Consider the following 18121-nt stretch of genomic DNA (forward strand, 5'->3'; position numbering starts at 1 on the left):
ATAAAAAACCAGGAGTCAACATTCTTCATGTTTTGACGACTGATTACACATTATCTATAAAACACTTATATAGAATAACTCTCTTTTTCATACAATACAATATATTATACTACAGTTTCATCAGTAAGATTTGCCAAAAAAATTATTCTTTTCTTATTTTATATCCATATACCATATATCAGCAATGTATTTTCATAAATTCCTAATACATAATCGTTCATTGTAAGATTACTGGGAAAGGTATTATACATATAGTAGGATGCAAATGAAGAAATAAGATAATAAAAAGCTCGCCATAAGCGAGCTTTTTATTAGTATACAGATGTATTATTTTCTGACGTATTTTCTAAAATTTCTTTTACACGTCCTAAGAACTTACCACAAATTAAGCCATCTAGTACACGGTGATCAAGTGATAAACATAAGTTAACCATGTCGCGAGCACCAAACATGCCATTATCCATAATTACTGGGCGTTTTACAATTGATTCAACTTGTAAAATAGCCGCTTGTGGGTAATTAATAATACCCATAGATTGAACAGAACCGAATGATCCTGTGTTATTAATTGTAAACGTTCCGCCTTGCATTTCGTCCGCTTTTAACGATTTCGTACGTACTTTTCCTGCAAGCTCTGTAATTTCACGAGCGATACCTTTAATTGTCTTCTCGTCCGCGTGTTTAATTACTGGTACAAATAGTTCGTCCTCTGTTGCAACAGCGATAGAAAGGTTAATATCTTTCTTCTGAACAATTTTATCGCCAGCCCACATTGAATTAATTTGAGGGTATTCTTTTAACGCTTGTGCTACTGCTTTTACGAAGAAAGCAAAGAACGTTAAGTTAAAGCCTTCACGCTTTTTGAAATCACCTTTAATTGAATTACGGTATGACACAAGGTTTGTCACATCTACTTCAATCATCATCCAAGCGTGTGGCGCTTCGTGTTTACTACGTAACATGTTCGCTGCGATTGCTTTACGCACACCTGTTACTGGAATTTCGATATCGCCAGGCATTGTTGGTACAGAAACTGGTTTCGCAGATTCTACTTTTTGCGCTACTGGCGCTGCTTTTGGTGCTTCTGGACGCGCTTCTACTACTGCTGCTACCGCTTCCTCTTTCTTCGCCGCACCTGCTTGCGGAATATTTCCAGATTCCACTAGCTTTAAAATATCTTTACGAGTGATACGGCCGTTTGCCCCCGTACCTTCTACTTGATCTAAATCAACGTTATGCTCACCCGCAAGTTTTAACACAGCTGGTGAAAAACGAGGTTTTCCATCAGTTGGTTGTTTTGCTTTCGGTGCTTTTTCAGGCGTAGCTACTTCTGCCTTTGATTCTTCTTTTGTTTTTTCCTCAACAGCTGTTGCTGCTACTTCATCTGCGCCTTCTACTTGAATTACACAAACTACTTCACCTACAGCTAACGTATCACCTTCAGCAGCAATTAACTCTTTCACAATACCAGTGAAAGAAGATGGTACTTCAGCGTTTACTTTATCAGTCATTACTTCTGCAAGCGGATCATATTTGTTTACGTGATCGCCAACATTCACGAGCCATTTACTAATTGTACCCTCTGTAACGCTCTCCCCGAGCTGAGGCATTGTAATATTTTCTACAGCCATGTATAGTCCCCCCGATTAAAATTCCGCAAGCTCGCGCATTGCTTTTTCAACTTTATCTGGATTTACCATAAAGAATTTTTCCATTGTTGGTGCATATGGCATTGCTGGAACGTCTGGACCTGCAAGACGTGCGATTGGTGCATCTAAATCAAACAGACAGTTTTCAGCAATAATTGCTGCCACTTCACTCATAATACTTCCTTCTTTATTGTCTTCTGTTACAAGAAGAACTTTACCTGTTTTAGAAGCTGCTTCAATGATTGCTTCTTTATCTAATGGATATACAGTACGTAAATCAAGAATGTGTGCAGAGATGCCATCTTGTGCTAACTTTTCAGCTGCTTGAAGAGCAAAATGAACACATAATCCGTATGTGATAACAGTAATATCATCACCTTCACGTTTTACATCTGCTTTTCCGATTGGTAATACGTAATCATCTTCTGGCACTTCACCTTTAATTAAGCGATATGCACGCTTATGCTCAAAGAATAATACTGGATCTTCATCACGAATTGCAGCTTTTAGTAAGCCTTTTGCATCATATGGTGTAGAAGGGATAACGATTTTTAAACCAGGTTGGTTTGCAAACATCGCTTCTACAGATTGCGAATGATACAATGCACCGTGAACACCGCCGCCAAATGGCGCACGAACTGTAATTGGACAAGTCCAATCATTATTAGAACGGTAACGAATTTTTGCTGCCTCAGAAACAATTTGGTTTACTGCTGGCATGATGAAATCCGCAAACTGCATTTCAGCGATTGGACGCATTCCATACATTGCTGCACCAATTGCGACCCCAGCGATTGCAGATTCTGCAAGTGGTGTATCTAGCGCACGATCTTCACCAAATTGATCATATAATCCGTGTGTCGCTTTAAACACGCCACCTTTTTTACCAACATCTTCACCTAAAACGAATACTTTCTCATCGCGTTCCATTTCCTCGCGCATTGCTAATGTAATAGCATCAATATAAGACATTACAGCCATGAAACGTTCCCCCCTATTCTGCGTATACGTGCTTCAATGCATCTTCAGGTGCTGCATACGGAGCATTTTCTGCATATTCTGTTGCTTCGTTTACGATATGCATAATTTCGTCTAACATTTGTTTTTCAGATTCCTCAGTTAACACGCCAACCTCTTTTAAATAAGCAGCAAATGTTACAATTGAATCATTTTTCTTCGCTTCTTCTACTTCTTCTTTATCACGATAAACACGATCATCATCGTCACTTGAATGTGCTGTTAAACGATATGATACTGTTTCAATTAAAGTTGGACCTTCACCACGGCGGCCACGGTCTGCTGCTTCTTTTACAGCTTTATATACTGCAAGCGGATCGTTTCCGTCTACTGTATATCCAGGCATACCGTATCCAATTGCACGGTCGGATACATTTTTACATGCTAATTGTTTTTCAACTGGAATAGAGATCGCGTATTTATTATTTTCACACATAAAAATAACAGGTAACTTGTGTACGCCAGCAAAGTTTGCACCTTCATGGAAATCACCTTGGTTGGAAGAACCTTCACCGAATGTAACAAACGTTACTAAATCTTTCTTTTCCATTTTTCCAGCTAATGCAATACCAACTGCATGTGGTACTTGCGTTGTTACTGGAGATGAACCTGTCACAATACGATTTTTCTTTTGACCGAAGTGACCAGGCATTTGACGACCACCAGAGTTTGGATCTCCAGCTTTCGCGAAACCAGATAGCATCAGTTCTTTCGCTGTCATACCAAACGCTAGTACAACACCCATATCACGGTAGTATGGTAATGCATAATCTTTCTCTCTATCAAGAGCGAATGCTGCTCCAACTTGTGCTGCCTCTTGTCCTTGACAAGAAATTACGAATGGAATTTTACCAGCACGGTTTAATAACCACATACGTTCGTCAATTTTACGTGCAAGTAACATCGTACGGAACATTTCTAATACTTGCTCATCACTTAAGCCAAGCTCTTCATGGCGCTTTTCTTTTACTTCTGCCATTTTTCATAACCTCCTAAATCCACATTTTTATGCGTGTAACGCTTTTCCATCTACAGCTAATGCTGCTTCACCAATCGCCTCAGATAATGATGGATGCGGATGAATTGTATGTGCTACTTCCCAAGGTGTTGCATCAAGTACTCTTGCAAGACCCGCTTCAGAAATCATATCTGTTACATGCGGTCCAATCATATGAACACCGAGAATATCATTTGTTTCTTCATCAACTACAAGTTTTACGAAACCATCTGATTCGCCGTATACAAGCGCTTTTCCGATTGCACGGAATGAGAACTTACCTACTTTTAGCTTATAGCCTTTTTCTTTCGCTTCTTGTTCTGTTAAACCGACAGAAGCAACTTCCGGACTGCTATATACGCATTTTGATACCATAGAATAATCAATTGGTGTAACTTCTTTACCAGCAATATGTTCTACTGCAACAATTCCTTCATGAGAAGCAACGTGAGCAAGCTGTAAGCCACCGATTACATCACCGATTGCGTAAATATGAGATTCTTTCGTTTGATAAAACTCATTTGTTTGAATGTATCCTTTTTCCACAACGATATCCGTATTCTCTAAACCAATATTTTGCGTATTGGCTTGTCGTCCTACAGATACAAGCATTTTTTCTGCTTTAAATTCTTTATTCTCACCGTTATGTTCAGCTTGAATTGTTACTCCATTATCTTTTACCAATGTTTCTGGTAATACTTTTGCACCAGTTACCACTTTAATACCTTTTTTCTTGAATAGACGTTGCATTTCTTTTGAAACGTCTTGATCTTCTAGTGGTAGTATCGTTTTCGCATACTCTAATACTGTAACTTCTACACCGAAGTCAGCAAGCATAGATGCCCACTCAATACCGATTACACCGCCACCAACGATAATAATTGAACTAGGAAGCGTTTCCATTTTTAGGGCATGATCGGAAGACATTACGTACTCTCCGTCTAATTCTAAACCTGGTAATGAATTTGGACGAGAACCTGTTGCAATAAGTACATTTTTTGGAATTAACATTTCATTCTCTTCTCCACTTGCAAGTTCAACTGAAATTGTCCCTGGCATCGGAGAGAAAATAGATGGACCAAGAATACGGCCAATACCTTCAAACACATCAATTTTACCTTGTTTCATTAAGTGCTGAACACCTTTATGAAGTTGCGTTACAATCTTCTCTTTACGCTCTTGTACTTTTGCAAAGTTTAGTTCTACATTACTTGCAATAACCCCGAACTCTTCACTTTTCTTAGCAGTTGCGTATACTTCCGCACTACGTAAAAGGGCTTTACTAGGAATACATCCTTTGTGTAAACAAGTACCACCAAGATTTTCTTTTTCAACAAGTGCCGTTTTTAAACCTAGTTGTGATGCACGAATAGCAGCAACATATCCACCAGTACCGCCGCCAACGATGACTAAATCATATTCTTTTGCCATTATCTCAACCCCTAGCTACCGTTTCTTTTTCACGTACAATATATTCTTTTGGAGCTTCTTCTTCACGTAGTACACGAAGTGCCCCTTCTGCTAATGCTTGTAATTCATCTTCTCCTGGATGTACGATAACATCTGCAATCCAGTCTACTCGTTCTTTTATTTCATCAACAAGAATTTTACTGTAAGCAAGTCCACCAGTTAATACAATTGCATCGATTTTCCCGTGAAGTACAGCGCTAGCTCCACCAATTTCTTTTGCAACTTGATACGCCATTGCTTTATAAATAAGAGTTGCTTCAGGATCACCTTTTTCAACCATTTGTTCTACTTTAATCGCATCATTTGTACCAATAAGACTTACAAGTCCACCTTGTCCGACAAGTTTTTTAACCATTTCGTCTCGGTAATACTCACCAGAGAAACACATTTCAACTAGTTGTCCTACTGGTACTGTACCCGCACGCTCTGGGCTAAATGGTCCTTCTCCATTTAAACCATTATTCACATCGATAACTTTTCCTTTTTTATGAACACCAACTGTAATACCGCCGCCCATATGTGTAACTAATAAATTTAAATCCTCATATTTGTGGTTTAATTCTTCAGCCACTTTGCGAGCGACTGCTTTTTGATTTAATGCATGAAAAATACTTTTACGTTCCATACCAGCGATACCACTTATACGAGCAACCGGCTCCATTTCATCTACAACGACAGGGTCTACAATGAATGCCGGAATATTTAATCCAGAAGCAATTTCATATGCTAAAATGCCCCCAAGGTTTGAAGCGTGATGACCGCTAAATCCATTTTTCAAATCTTCTAACATCGCATCGTTTACTGTGTATGTTCCGCCCTCGATTGGACGAAGTAATCCCCCGCGTCCACAAACTGCGTTTAACTTTGAAATGTTAATACCGTGAGAATGTAGAACTTCTAAGATCGTTTCTTTACGAAACTCATATTGGTCAATAATTCGCTTATATTTTCCAATCTGTTCTTCGTCATGACGAATAGTTTCTTCTAAAACGGGTCTTTCATTATCAAAAACACCGATTTTTGTGGATGTACTACCCGGATTAATAACAAGAATTCGATTTAAAGACACTGTTGCTACCTCCACTAATAAATTCAAAAGGAGGTGGAAACCTCATAAGAGGTAACCACACCTTTTGTAAAAGTAATATATGAATGATTAGCGACGGCTAATAATGTCGTGACCGTTGCGTAAGTATGTGCTACGAGAGTTTTTCAAGCTTGCAATGCGCTCTTCAGCTAGACGATCAGCTGCTACATAAGTTGCAATGCCATCGCGTTTTGAAATTTCGATTACTTTTGCAATTGTGTCATAAATTGACTCAACGCGTTTTAATGCACGTTCTCTATTGTATCCATATAACTCGTCTGCTACGTTAATTACGCCACCTGCATTAATTACATAATCTGGTGCGTATACGATACCCATTTCATGAATGATGTCGCCGTGACGATCTTCTTTTAATTGGTTATTCGCAGAACCAGCGATTACTTTTGCTTTAAGTTGTGGGATAGTTTCGTCATTAACTGTTGCGCCTAATGCACATGGTGCGTAAATATCACATTCAACACCGTAAATTTCATTTGGCTCAACTGCTGTTGCACCGAATTCTTCTACTGCACGTTGTACAGCTTCTTTATTAATATCTGTAACGATTAGTTTTGCTCCTTCAGCGTGTAAATGTTTGCATAGGTGATATGCTACGTTACCAACACCTTGAACAGCAATTACTTTTCCTTCTAAATTATCAGTACCGAAAGCTTCTTTCGCAGCAGCTTTCATACCACGATACACACCGTATGCAGTTACTGGAGATGGGTTACCAGAAGAACCGAATGATGGTGAAATACCTGTTACAAAGTCAGTTTCTTCGTGGATAATATCCATATCATCTACTGTTGTACCAACATCTTCAGCTGTAATGTAACGTCCGTTTAGTCCTTGAATGTAACGTCCTAATGCACGGAACATTGCTTCGCTCTTATCTTTACGTGGATCACCGATAATTACTGTTTTCGCACCACCTAAGTTTAAGCCAGCTGCTGCGTTTTTGTATGTCATCCCTTTTGCAAGACGCAATGCATCTTCAATCGCCGCTTCTTCAGAATCATATGTCCACATTCTTGTTCCACCAAGAGCTGGTCCAAGTGTTGTATCATGAATTGCAATGATTGCTTTTAAACCAGATTCTTTATCTTGACAAAATACTACTTGCTCATAATCATATTTTTCTAAGTATTCGAAGATTTCTAATGTCATTGTCGTTTCCCCCTAATTGTTTTACCCTATTTGGTTTATTTTGAAGCAGTCGCAACTGCCAATGCTAATGAATATACTTTTGTTTCTGCTGAATCAGCACGAGATGTTAAAACAATCGGTGCTTTTGCGCCAGCAATCATTGCTCCTACTTTTGCATCCGCAAAGTATACGAGTGATTTATATAGCACATTTCCAGCTTCAATCGTTGGGACGAGTAAAATGTCTGCCTTACCTGCTACATCACTTACTATGCCTTTATGTTCTGCTGCAATTTGTGATACTGCATTATCTAAAGCAAGTGGTCCATCAACGACACAATTTTTAATTTGTCCGCGGCGATTCATTTGAGTTAACATCGCTGCATCAATTGTCGCTTGCATCGCAGGATTCACAACCTCTACCGCTGCAATTGGTGCTACCTTTGGCAAATCAATTCCTATTGCCCGGGCAACTTCTACAGTATTCTGTATAATAGCAGCTTTCTGTGTTACATCAGGTGCAATGTTCATCGCTGCATCTGTAACAAAAATGAGACGATCGTAATTTGGAACTTCAAATGCTGCAACGTGTGAAAGTACGCTACCTTTACGAAGTCCCCACTCTTTATTTAATACAGCTTTCAAAATATTTGCTGTTGGGATGTTTCCCTTCATGAGCACATCTGCTTCGCCGTTTCTTACAGCTTTCACAGAAAGTTCTGCAGCCTCAGCACTTGACTGTGCTGCAATCACTTCAATATGTTCTGAAGTTTGTAAATTATGTTCTTGTAACATCCCCATTATTTTTTCTTGGTTTCCATATAGACGAAATTGAGCTAGCTGTAATGTAATTGCTTTCGCTACAGCTTCAATTACTTCATGATCTTCAGCTACTGCTACAGCCACAGTTTTTTTAGGCTGGCCTGCTGCTTGATCAATTAAGTGTTCTAACTTCATATTTTGTAATCAACCCTTTCCGTCGTCCCTCGTCTTTTTATTAAGCAAATACCGTGCCAACTTTTTAAAGTGGTCTTACCAATAATAAAAACGCATTCAAAACACAGTAAAATCAATACTTTGGAAAATAACAAAAGATTCTGTCTCATTTTGTCGCTTTTTGTATACCATGCAATAAATTGCACGGTACGCAATTTATTGCATGCTATTTTTTGCACACTCATACTTTTCTAGCTTGTAATATAAATTTCGAACCGAAATTCCTAACGCTCTTGCTGTTTGTGTTTTATTTCCACCAAACCTCTCTAAATATTCATGAATGATATTCCCTTCAAACTCCGTCACTAAATGCTCAAGTGGCTTTTCTTCTAACTCAGGTAATAAATGAGCTTGCTTTGACTCCACCTGCTCTTCGTTATGTAATGGCGGTAAATGTTGTACATCAATATAAGTCTCGTTATAATTCATAAAGATAATAGCTCTCCCCAAAATGTTTTCAAGTTCCCTCACATTCCCTGGCCATTCATATGATTGTAAATAGGAAATAGCAGAATTAGTGAGCCCCTCTATATTTCGGCCATAATCTTGGTTAATTTTTTGAATTAATCTGTCTGCGATTGCCGGTATATCCCCTTTACGCTGACGAAGGGATGGAATGTGAATTGGAATTTTATTTAATCGATAATATAAATCCTCCCTGAATTCTCCTTCTAAAATGGCTTTTTCTAAATTCACGTGCGTCGCTGCAATTACTCTGACATTAATAGGGATTGCTTTCGTTCCACCAACTTTTACAATTTCTTTCTCTTGCAAAACGCGAAGGAGTTTCGCTTGCGTATTGGCAGATAGTTCGCCTATTTCATCTAAAAAGATACTGCCGTTATTCGCTTCCTCAAAGAATCCACGTTTTCCGCCTCTTTTCGCGCCAGAAAACGCCCCTTCCTCATAACCAAATAATTCACTTTCTAACAAGGTCTCCGAAATAGCTGCACAGTTTACACGAACGAACTTATTATATTTTCGATTACTTCCATTATGGATAGCATGTGCAAACAATTCTTTACCTGTCCCTGACTCCCCGCGTAGCAATACTGTTGCTGGTGTATTCGCCCCCAGTTTTGCCTGCTCAATAGCAGCCGTTGTTTCATCTGAATTTCCGACAATGTCATCAAATGAATATTTCGCTTCTAACGTTCGAATAATTTGCCTTGCTCGATTCAATTCATTTGTTAACTTTTGAATTTCTGATACGTCACGAATTACACCAACGCTCCCTTTCAATATTCCATCTACAATGACTGGTGCTACGTTTACAATTACGTCTCGCTTTTTTTGTCCAATCTTCATATGTATTCCTCGTACTGCCCTACGCGTTCGAAGTACTTTCATATGCATACTTTCACCTTCTACAATATCAGTTGTAGCTGGCTTTCCAATAATGTCCTCTTCTGTTAAACCTGTTAATTTCGTATATGCAGGGTTAATTACTAACCCTCGTCCTTTTTCATCCACGACCGAAATGGCTTCCTCAGACGAGTTAATAATCGCCTCAAGTAACGTTTGAATCTCCTTTAAATCTGTAACTTCTTCCGCAAGATCTACAACCTCTGTTATATCTTTAAAAATCGCAAATGCCCCTTGTACCTCTCCTCCCTCTTTTAATATTGGAATACGGGTTGTAATAATTTTCTTTCCATTCTCAAGCGTCAGTTCATAATTTACTTCTATTTGTTTCGTACGTATAATACGAAGCAGCTTACTAGTCGGAATAACTTCTAAAATATATTTGCCTACCGCATCTTCTTTTTTATATCCGATAATACGTTCTGCACTTTTATTAAATAGGCGAACTTGTCCTTCTTGATCAATCACTATCATACCGTCATGCGTGGAGTTTAAAATTAAATCACCTTGCTGCGTTTGCTCTTCTAACTTTCCAATTAAATCTTCCTTCTCATGTGCTAATCTCGTAACAATCTTTGCAATATCACCTGGTATAAGAAGAGTATCTTTATGCTTTTTCTTTAATAAATCTTTATGTAAATCATCGTCACCTGTCATATCAAACATTACATCAATGTGCATAGAAAGAAACGGAGTCACACTCTCTCCAATTGCAATCCCGTATTCCTTTGCCATCTGTAACCCTTTTGCTATCGGATTTATATCAATAATCCCTATAATTTGAAATATATTCGAACTCTGTAACAGACGTAGCAGTGTACTACCACCTTCACCTGCACCAACAATTAAAACTTTTTGTTTCATATATTACACTTCCTCTCGAAGTATCTCTGCAAAATTTTTCACACCCTTATCTTACTCGTTCAGCCCCCTCTTGACAAACCCCCTTTTCATATAACATTATTGAAATAAACGAAATAATCTGAAAAGGAGCGTTTATATGCAGCGTTACCTTGCTCTATTATTAGCACTCATCCCTATTTCATTAGCTGTGCTTGGCATTAAGTTAATGAGAGATACAGTATTCGGGATTCTATTTCCTCCACTCTCTATACTTTGGTTACAATTTTTAATTGGCGCTCTTTGCTTCGGACTAGGGTTTTATATTTTTGGTGGCTTCGTCTTACACCGAGACCGTAAACGAAATAAAGTACAAGCGCGCTTTAAAAGATAGGAAAGTCCTACTACTTATCAATAAAAAAATGAGACCGTTACACGCGGTCTCATTTTTTTATTGGCAATAACGTTCTTGCCGTTTCAGGATAATCAGTAATAATCGCCGATATGTTCATATCAAAATATTTACGCATAAGTGTTTCTTCATTAATTGTATAGGGCCGAACTTCTACATCACTTTCCATCGTTAATTCAGCAATGGCATCTTGAAGGTAACGATAATTCGGATGCACCGCAGTAGCTCCCATCTTTTTTGCATATGCCCATGGGCTATGCAGGCCTTCGCGATATAAAATCGCTGTTTGAATATCAGGAGCCATCATATGACACCTTTTCATACTGTAGTGATTAAATGAAGAAAATATAACACGATTTTCTAAATTAAATTTGCGTACAAGCGTTATAACTTCTTCCTCTAAGCCTCTGTATGGAATTTTATTATTTTTAAGTTCAACATTAAGTAACAACCCTGTTTGTTCAATCCATTGTAACACTTCTTCTAAAAGAGGTATTTTACAAAAACCTACTTTATCACCAAATTTATAGCTCGCATCTAATTTACATAAATCCTCATATACATAATTTCGAACCGCACCTTTTCCATTTGTTGTCCGGTCCACTGTTTCATCATGAATGACGACAACCTTTCCGTCTTTCGTTAATTGAACATCAAGCTCAATTCCATCTGCCTTAAAAGATTCAGCTGCTTCAAATGAAATCATCGTATTTTCTGGGTACGTTCCCGCTGCACCACGATGTGCAAATATAAGAGTCATCCTCACTCCCCCAATCTTATGCTATACTATACGAAAAAGGAGGTACTTCTATGAGACCATTACAAATTTCTCCAGACACTGCAGTCCGCCTATCAAAAGCATTAGGTGTTCCACTTGAACAACTTATGCATATGCCGCAGCACATTTTAATTCAAAAGTTAGTTGAATTAGAAAAACAAAATAAAGACGAAGAATAATACAGTCCTGTTTCACAGGACTTTTTATTATTTTCTATTATATCACGGACGACTTGCTTGCTAAAATCCCTCATCGGATATACCGTGATTCAATTTAACCTTCACTTCAAACATGTACAATAAAAAGACCAACGAATTCTAACATTCATTGGTCTTTAATTAAAAAGTTCATTGGTTTTAAATTTACTATCAAGTATACATTTCAAGAATTATTAAAAACTTAAATCCCTTACTTCTTCTATTCTCAGCTAGCCTTATGTTCAAGTCTCAGCTTATCCGCAACCATTGCGATGAACTCAGAATTCGTAGGTTTTGCTTTTGACATGGATACTGTATAACCGAATAAGGACGAAATAGAATCGATATTCCCGCGACTCCATGCTACCTCAATTGCGTGACGGATTGCCCGCTCGACACGGCTTGCTGTTGTATTATATTTCTTCGCGATATCTGGATACAATACTTTCGTAATAGATCCAAGTAATTCGATGTCATTGTACACCATAGAAATTGCTTCCCTTAAGTACATGTACCCTTTAATATGAGCAGGCACACCAATTTCATGAATGATACTCGTAATGCTTGCATCTAAGTTTTTCGGTTTTCCATCTACTGTTGTTGCTGATCGGAAAGATGGCAGTGGACGTTTAATAGTAGCGTTCGCTTTACCGCTCACTTGACGAATATGACTCGTTAAATTCTCCATATCAAATGGTTTTAATATGAAATATGACGCACCTAAGTCAACTGCTTTTTTCGTCACATCTTCTTGTCCAAACGCTGTCAACATAATTACGCTAGGCTGTCTTAACCTTTCAATGTGGCGCATTTTCTCTAGTACAGCTAACCCATCTAAATGTGGCATAATAATATCTAATACAAGTACATCCGGCTGCTTATCTTTTAATAAATTTAAACACTCTTGACCATTATAAGCAGTACCGATTACTTCCATATCCTCTTGAGCAGCTACATAACTCTCTAGCATTGATACTAATTCTTTATTATCATCCACAAGACATACTTTAATTTTCTCCACAGCTTTTCCTCCCTTACCGAATCGATTCTCCGACATGTGTATCCTTCTAGGCTACATGAATTGTTCGACAATTGTGTGAAAATTCCCTTTTAAAGTTTGTTACTTTCCGATAAAATCACAAAAAAATATGTTTATCGTTTATTTATTCCTTTTCGCAACACATTCCATCATAGAAAAACAACGAAACGTTCAACCCTTTCCTTTTATTTTACAACAAAAAACACCTCTTGCGGAGCTTTTACAAAATTTCAACGAATTTTTCAATAGAAAAACGAGCTAATTATTAATTAGCTCGCTTTTCTTTCTTGATCATAAATGTTAATTCCAGCCTCATGTAACATCCATTCAATATGAACACCATATCCTGATGTTGGATCATTTACAAATACATGTGTAACAGCGCCAATTACCTTTCCATTTTGTACAATTGGACTTCCGCTCATCCCCTGTACGATACCACCTGTTTTCGCTAATAAACGTTTATCTGTTACTTTTATTACCATGCCTTTTGTTGCCGGAAACTTTTGCGGTACTGTACTCACAACTTCAATATCAAACGCTTCCACTTTATCTTGATCAATAACCGTTAATATTTTTGCTGGTCCTTCTTTTACTTGATGAGATAGTGCAATAGGCATTGCTTTATCCATTACGCCATTTGTCATATTTGTATTCAATTTGCCAAAAATACCAAATGGACTATTGATTGTAATATTGCCAATCACTTCACGATCAGGTGAGAACCTCGCTAATTTCTCCCCTGGATTCCCATGACTACCTCTTTCAATTGATGTAACTGTCGAACGCATAATTTGTCCATCTTCGACTTGAATCGGCTTTTTCGTATCATTATCAGAAATGACATGACCAAGTGCCCCATATTTCATAGAATCAGGATGAACAAATGTCATTGTTCCGATTCCAGCTGCCGAATCACGAATATATAAACCAATGCGATAAGACGATTCTCCACTGTCTTTTTGTGGTGTTAATTTAGTGCGGATATGCTTTCCATCCCTTAACAAAACGAGATTAAGCGGTTCGCCCGTTTCCCCACTATTATGAATAAATGGTGCTACATCACTCATTCTTTCAATTGTTTTACCATTAATTTCAGTAATCATATCTCCAATTTGCACACCAGCTGTTTCACCAGGAGATACTTTCCCTTTTTCAGTTTGAATTAAATGATGGCCTACAACAAGTACCCCTTTTGTGTTTAACTTTACACCAATTGATTGTCCACCTGGAATAACTTTGAAATCTTTTAATACTCTCACATTTACTTTTTTCACTGGAAAACCAGCAAGCTGAAACACCATATCTGCTTCACCATTTTGATGAGAATTTACCATAAGTCCTTGTTTTTGTTCATTTGAACTTACTGTAAACACATGACGATCTGTAGATGAAGCTTTAAACACTGGTAATGAAGCTATTTCTGATTGTTGTCCTTCAAAAACAACAAGTTGCTTCGGAGATGAAATAAACGTCCGAAGCGGTTTAAAACACCCAATAAAAACTAAAGAAACAAGGAGAAAAATACCTATTATTTTGCGAAATCTTTCTAATTTCAATTTATTCACTCTCCTCGCTCCTACCCCACATTCAGCCTTTTGGCTTCACTTTTTAATCTCTCCTTGCAATGCTTTATTTATAACCGGAAGAATTAAGAAATCATCATTTGAGAAAAAAAGCTATCCATTACTGGATAGCCTCTGCTGTCTGTTTAAAATGATGCGCTTGCGTAAGTAATTCTTTCGCATGTTCTGTCGTTAAATCTGTAATTTCCACACCAGAAATCATTCGAGCTATTTCTGTTACTTTATCCTCCATAGTTAAAACGGTAACTGATGTAATTGTTCGATCATTTGCTACTTGTTTTCGAATAAATAAATGCGAATCCGCCATTGAAGCTACTTGAGGTAAGTGCGTAATACAAAGTACTTGTGAGTTTACTGATACTCGATAAATCTTTTCCGCAATAGCCTGTGCGACCCGGCCACTTACACCAGTATCCACTTCATCAAAAATAACAGATGCAACACCTTGATGCTTAGAAAAAATGCTTTTTAAAGCTAAAATAATACGGGATAACTCTCCGCCAGAAGCAACCTTTGAAAGTGGTTTTAGCGGCTCACCCGGATTTGTTGAAATATAAAATTCCACATGATCGTAACCATCCGCTGTAAGTCTTACCGGTGCTCCCTCCACGAGAGGCTCTTCTGCATTTCCTTCTCGCTTCATGATTCTCACTTCAAATTTTGTTTTTTCCATATATAATTCTTTTAATTCCTGATGAATGGCATTTGTAAGATGCTCTGCAAGTTCATGACGCATATTACTTAACAACGTTGCTTCTTTCAGAATAACACTTTCTAATTCCTTCAACTGTTTCTTCGTCGTTTCAATATGAACGTCTTTATTTTCAATCGTAAAAATTTCTTGTTCAATTTTATCAGCATACGCTAAAATCTCTTCTACAGTATTTCCATATTTTCTCTTTAGCATACGAATTTCATTTAAACGCGTTTCAATTTCGTCTAAGCGATTCGGATCATATTCCATCATATCGAGCTTTTCTCTTAGTTGATACGCAACTTCTTCTAATAAATAATAACTATTGGCAATGGAATCATGATTTTCTTGATACACTTCATCTAAATGTGTAATACTCTCCATTTGTCCCATTGCGCTTCGTACATTATCTAACCCTTGTCCGTCAGCACTTAACGAGCGATACGCGTCACCTAATGCTTTATAAATCTTTTCGAAATTAGAAATTTGCAATCGTTCTTCAGTTAAGTCATTTTCTTCATCCATCTTTAAATCAGCTTTACGGATTTCTTCATGCTGGAATTGAATTAAATCTAAGCGATGCGCCATTTGTTGTTCATTTTCACTTAACGATTTCAACTGTTTTTTTAATTTCTCATAGTCAGCATATACGTTTTGGTATATATCTAATTGTTTAACGATACGCTCTCCATCAAAATGATCGAGCATAAATAAATGACGTTCTTCATTCATTAAGTCTTGCGTTTCGTGTTGCCCATGAATATCAACAAGTGTTTTTCCAATTTCTTTTAATACACTAAGGGTAACTAGTTTTCCATTTACACGACATACACTTTTTCCGTTTGCAGCGATATCACGCTTCAAAATAATCATGCCGTCTTCTATTTCTATATCCAACTCTTCTGCTTTTTCAATACATGGATGCTTATCATCTTCCACATAAAATAGCCCCTCTATCTCAGCTTTTTCTGTTCCGTATCGAACAAATTCTGCTGAACCACGGCCACCTACAAGTAAACTAATCGCATCAATAATAATCGATTTTCCGGCCCCTGTTTCACCACTTAAAACCGTTAATCCTTTTTGAAAAGAAATATTTAATGCCTCAATAATAGCAAAGTTTCTAATCGATAATTCCGATAACAATGCCCCATTCACCTCGTTATAAACTAATCCCCTATGAAGGGCTTTTCTCAGTTCTTTATTCAAATAGTCATACTATATGTTTGTATGTATAAATTACTTTTCTAACCGCTCCATTGTACCAAACATTTGTTTTACGGGTCAATCCACCTATTTCCTAATTTTATTCAAAGAAAATATTATATTACAATTAAGAATTCACGTTTTTAACCAATAAAAATATCCTGTTCACTTTCCACTTTACAGAGGAAAGCAAACAAGATTTTTTTGTTACAGCATATTTAAGAAACGATCAGAGACAACACCTGTATCTTCAGGTGTACGGCAAATAATTAAGCAAGTATCATCACCACAAATGGTTCCGATGATCTCATCCCACTCTAAATGATCAATAAGTGCTCCAAGTGAATGAGCGTTACCAGGCAATGTTTTTAGCACAAGCATATGTCCTGCCGTGTCTAATTTTACAAATGAATCCACTAGATTGCGTTTTAATTTTTGTAACGGGTTAAATCGTTGATCTGCTGGCAAGCTATATTTATAGCGACCATCATGTAATGGCACTTTCACTAAGTGCAATTCTTTAATATCGCGCGATACTGTTGCTTGCGTTACATTAAATCCCTCATTACGTAGAATATCAACTAATTCATCTTGTGTTTCAATTTCTTTGTTCGCAATAATTTCCCTGATTTTAATATGGCGCTGACCTTTATTCATACATTTGCACCTCACACTATCTCTTACCATAGTTTAAACATTGGTATACTTCACTTATTTATGTTAACTTATAATTCGTTACTTGTACACAATTGTTTTTACAATCATTATACAATTACAACAAAAAGAGGAACAACATATGTTATTCCCCTTTCCCTTTTTGTTTTAGGACATCATGTGCCTCTGTAACTACTTGCTCAACAGAAACTGGAGAATGATTTTCGCCATTCTCACGTTCACCATGCCATTTCAGATGAATTAAAAATTCAATGTTACCATCCCCGCCCGTAATCGGTGAGAATGTTAAACCTTCTACGTCGTATCCTTCTTTTATAGCAAAGTCTACAATCATTTCTACGACAGCCTCATGTACTTTTCGATCGCGAACGATACCCTTTTTACCAACTTGCTCTCTTCCAGCTTCAAACTGAGGTTTAATTAACGCTGCTACATCCCCATTCGGCATAAGCATTGTTTTTAAAACTGGTAATATAAGTTTTAATGATATAAACGAAACATCGATACTAGCAAATTGCGGTAAACCACGTTCTAAGTCTGCTGGTGTTACGTAACGGAAGTTCGTTCGTTCCATTACGACAACACGCTCATCTTGACGCAATTTCCACGCAAGTTGATTGTACCCTACATCTAATGCATAAGATAATTTCGCTCCATTTTGAAGCGCGCAATCGGTAAAGCCACCAGTTGATGAACCAATATCTATCATAACTTTATCTTGTAAATCAAGATGAAATGTCTCTAATGCCTTTTCAAGTTTATAACCACCACGGCTTACATACGGCATAACTTGCCCCTTCACCGTAATCTCTGTATCTTGTGGGATTTTCTCTCCTGGCTTATCCAATCTCATCTCATTCGCATATACAAGGCCGGCCATAATGGCGCGTTTTGCTTTCTCACGTGTTTCTATAAGCCCTCGCTCTACTAATAGTACATCTACTCTTTCTTTTTTCGCACTCATT

At 37.5% G+C, this 18121-nt stretch carries 16 protein-coding genes; 2 read left to right on the top strand and 14 right to left on the bottom strand.

Annotated elements, in window-relative coordinates; all coding sequences use genetic code 11:
• Positions 1–311 precede the first annotated feature (311 nt).
• The 8 genes from ACTFRN_RS03490 to ACTFRN_RS03525 form a co-directional block, all read right to left on the bottom strand.
• Positions 312–1631 (bottom strand): dihydrolipoamide acetyltransferase family protein, encoded by a 1320-nt coding sequence (locus ACTFRN_RS03490; RefSeq protein WP_000257637.1) that lies wholly within the window; start codon positions 1629–1631, stop codon positions 312–314.
• A 15-nt stretch (positions 1632–1646) separates the two neighbouring features.
• Positions 1647–2630, bottom strand: a complete 984-nt coding sequence (gene bfmBAB / locus ACTFRN_RS03495; protein ID WP_000290076.1) for a 3-methyl-2-oxobutanoate dehydrogenase subunit beta — start codon at positions 2628–2630, stop codon at positions 1647–1649.
• 13 nt (positions 2631–2643) lie between these two features.
• A complete protein-coding gene (gene bfmBAA / locus ACTFRN_RS03500; protein WP_000852555.1) occupies positions 2644–3645 on the bottom strand; it encodes a 3-methyl-2-oxobutanoate dehydrogenase subunit alpha in 1002 nt (333 codons plus the stop codon).
• Between the two features lie 27 nt (positions 3646–3672).
• On the bottom strand, positions 3673–5094 hold the full coding sequence (lpdA, locus tag ACTFRN_RS03505) for a dihydrolipoyl dehydrogenase (RefSeq protein ID WP_001051291.1): 1422 nt from the start codon (positions 5092–5094) through the stop codon (positions 3673–3675).
• A gap of 4 nt (positions 5095–5098) precedes the next feature.
• Positions 5099–6202, bottom strand: a complete 1104-nt coding sequence (gene buk / locus ACTFRN_RS03510) for a butyrate kinase (protein WP_088106418.1) — start codon at positions 6200–6202, stop codon at positions 5099–5101.
• Positions 6203–6289: 87 nt separating this feature from the next.
• Positions 6290–7390 (bottom strand): leucine dehydrogenase, encoded by a 1101-nt coding sequence (locus ACTFRN_RS03515; RefSeq protein ID WP_000171362.1) that lies wholly within the window; start codon positions 7388–7390, stop codon positions 6290–6292.
• A 35-nt stretch (positions 7391–7425) separates the two neighbouring features.
• A complete protein-coding gene (gene yqiS / locus ACTFRN_RS03520; protein WP_000763072.1) occupies positions 7426–8325 on the bottom strand; it encodes a phosphate butyryltransferase in 900 nt (299 codons plus the stop codon).
• Between the two features lie 195 nt (positions 8326–8520).
• Entirely contained in the window at positions 8521–10593 is a 2073-nt protein-coding gene (locus ACTFRN_RS03525; RefSeq protein WP_000811006.1) for a sigma-54 interaction domain-containing protein, read from the bottom strand.
• A 136-nt stretch (positions 10594–10729) separates the two neighbouring features.
• Here ACTFRN_RS03525 and ACTFRN_RS03530 point away from each other — a divergent pair, with 136 nt between their 5' ends.
• Positions 10730–10963, top strand: coding sequence for a DUF2627 domain-containing protein (locus tag ACTFRN_RS03530; protein ID WP_001190192.1), 234 nt, complete (start codon positions 10730–10732; stop codon positions 10961–10963).
• 49 nt (positions 10964–11012) lie between these two features.
• Here ACTFRN_RS03530 and ACTFRN_RS03535 read toward each other — a convergent pair whose 3' ends face one another.
• Positions 11013–11741 carry a glycerophosphodiester phosphodiesterase gene (locus ACTFRN_RS03535; protein ID WP_000172558.1) on the bottom strand — a complete coding sequence of 243 codons (729 nt, stop codon included), beginning with the start codon at positions 11739–11741 and terminating at the stop codon, positions 11013–11015.
• A 50-nt stretch (positions 11742–11791) separates the two neighbouring features.
• On the opposite strand from ACTFRN_RS03535, the gene ACTFRN_RS03540 reads away from it, so the two are divergent.
• Positions 11792–11938: a YycC family protein gene (locus ACTFRN_RS03540; RefSeq protein WP_001247671.1), complete on the top strand. Its 147-nt coding sequence runs from the start codon at positions 11792–11794 to the stop codon at positions 11936–11938.
• A 244-nt stretch (positions 11939–12182) separates the two neighbouring features.
• On the opposite strand, the gene spo0A is transcribed toward ACTFRN_RS03540, so the two are convergent.
• The 5 genes from spo0A to ACTFRN_RS03565 form a co-directional block, all read right to left on the bottom strand.
• Positions 12183–12977: a sporulation transcription factor Spo0A gene (gene spo0A / locus ACTFRN_RS03545; RefSeq protein WP_014297988.1), complete on the bottom strand. Its 795-nt coding sequence runs from the start codon at positions 12975–12977 to the stop codon at positions 12183–12185.
• Positions 12978–13264: 287 nt separating this feature from the next.
• A complete protein-coding gene (gene spoIVB, locus ACTFRN_RS03550) occupies positions 13265–14563 on the bottom strand; it encodes a SpoIVB peptidase (protein ID WP_002028467.1) in 1299 nt (432 codons plus the stop codon).
• A gap of 118 nt (positions 14564–14681) precedes the next feature.
• The gene (gene recN, locus ACTFRN_RS03555) at positions 14682–16421 is read right to left on the bottom strand and encodes a DNA repair protein RecN (protein WP_000947752.1); all 1740 of its coding nucleotides are present in this window, start codon (positions 16419–16421) and stop codon (positions 14682–14684) included.
• A 267-nt stretch (positions 16422–16688) separates the two neighbouring features.
• The gene (argR, locus tag ACTFRN_RS03560; protein WP_001032581.1) at positions 16689–17138 is read right to left on the bottom strand and encodes an arginine repressor ArgR; all 450 of its coding nucleotides are present in this window, start codon (positions 17136–17138) and stop codon (positions 16689–16691) included.
• Between the two features lie 142 nt (positions 17139–17280).
• Positions 17281–18120, bottom strand: coding sequence for a TlyA family rRNA (cytidine-2'-O)-methyltransferase (locus ACTFRN_RS03565; protein ID WP_001274742.1), 840 nt, complete (start codon positions 18118–18120; stop codon positions 17281–17283).
• Between the last annotated feature and the right edge of the window lies 1 nt (position 18121).

Origin of the sequence: Bacillus cereus group sp. MYBK245-2, from assembly GCF_051916145.1 — a bacterium.
GTDB classification, from domain to species: domain Bacteria; phylum Bacillota; class Bacilli; order Bacillales; family Bacillaceae_G; genus Bacillus_A; species Bacillus_A pacificus.

Coding starts and splice junctions, on each gene's coding strand:
- ACTFRN_RS03530 (WP_001190192.1), top strand. CDS start 10,730: ATGCAGCGTTACCTTGCTCTATTATTAGCACTCATCCCTATTTCATTA.
- yqiS (WP_000763072.1), bottom strand. CDS start 8,325: ATGAAGTTAGAACACTTAATTGATCAAGCAGCAGGCCAGCCTAAAAAA.
- ACTFRN_RS03535 (WP_000172558.1), bottom strand. CDS start 11,741: ATGACTCTTATATTTGCACATCGTGGTGCAGCGGGAACGTACCCAGAA.
- ACTFRN_RS03540 (WP_001247671.1), top strand. CDS start 11,792: ATGAGACCATTACAAATTTCTCCAGACACTGCAGTCCGCCTATCAAAA.
- bfmBAB (WP_000290076.1), bottom strand. CDS start 2,630: ATGGCTGTAATGTCTTATATTGATGCTATTACATTAGCAATGCGCGAG.
- ACTFRN_RS03515 (WP_000171362.1), bottom strand. CDS start 7,390: ATGACATTAGAAATCTTCGAATACTTAGAAAAATATGATTATGAGCAA.
- ACTFRN_RS03565 (WP_001274742.1), bottom strand. CDS start 18,120: ATGAGTGCGAAAAAAGAAAGAGTAGATGTACTATTAGTAGAGCGAGGG.
- ACTFRN_RS03490 (WP_000257637.1), bottom strand. CDS start 1,631: ATGGCTGTAGAAAATATTACAATGCCTCAGCTCGGGGAGAGCGTTACA.
- bfmBAA (WP_000852555.1), bottom strand. CDS start 3,645: ATGGCAGAAGTAAAAGAAAAGCGCCATGAAGAGCTTGGCTTAAGTGAT.
- ACTFRN_RS03525 (WP_000811006.1), bottom strand. CDS start 10,593: ATGAAACAAAAAGTTTTAATTGTTGGTGCAGGTGAAGGTGGTAGTACA.
- argR (WP_001032581.1), bottom strand. CDS start 17,138: ATGAATAAAGGTCAGCGCCATATTAAAATCAGGGAAATTATTGCGAAC.
- lpdA (WP_001051291.1), bottom strand. CDS start 5,094: ATGGCAAAAGAATATGATTTAGTCATCGTTGGCGGCGGTACTGGTGGA.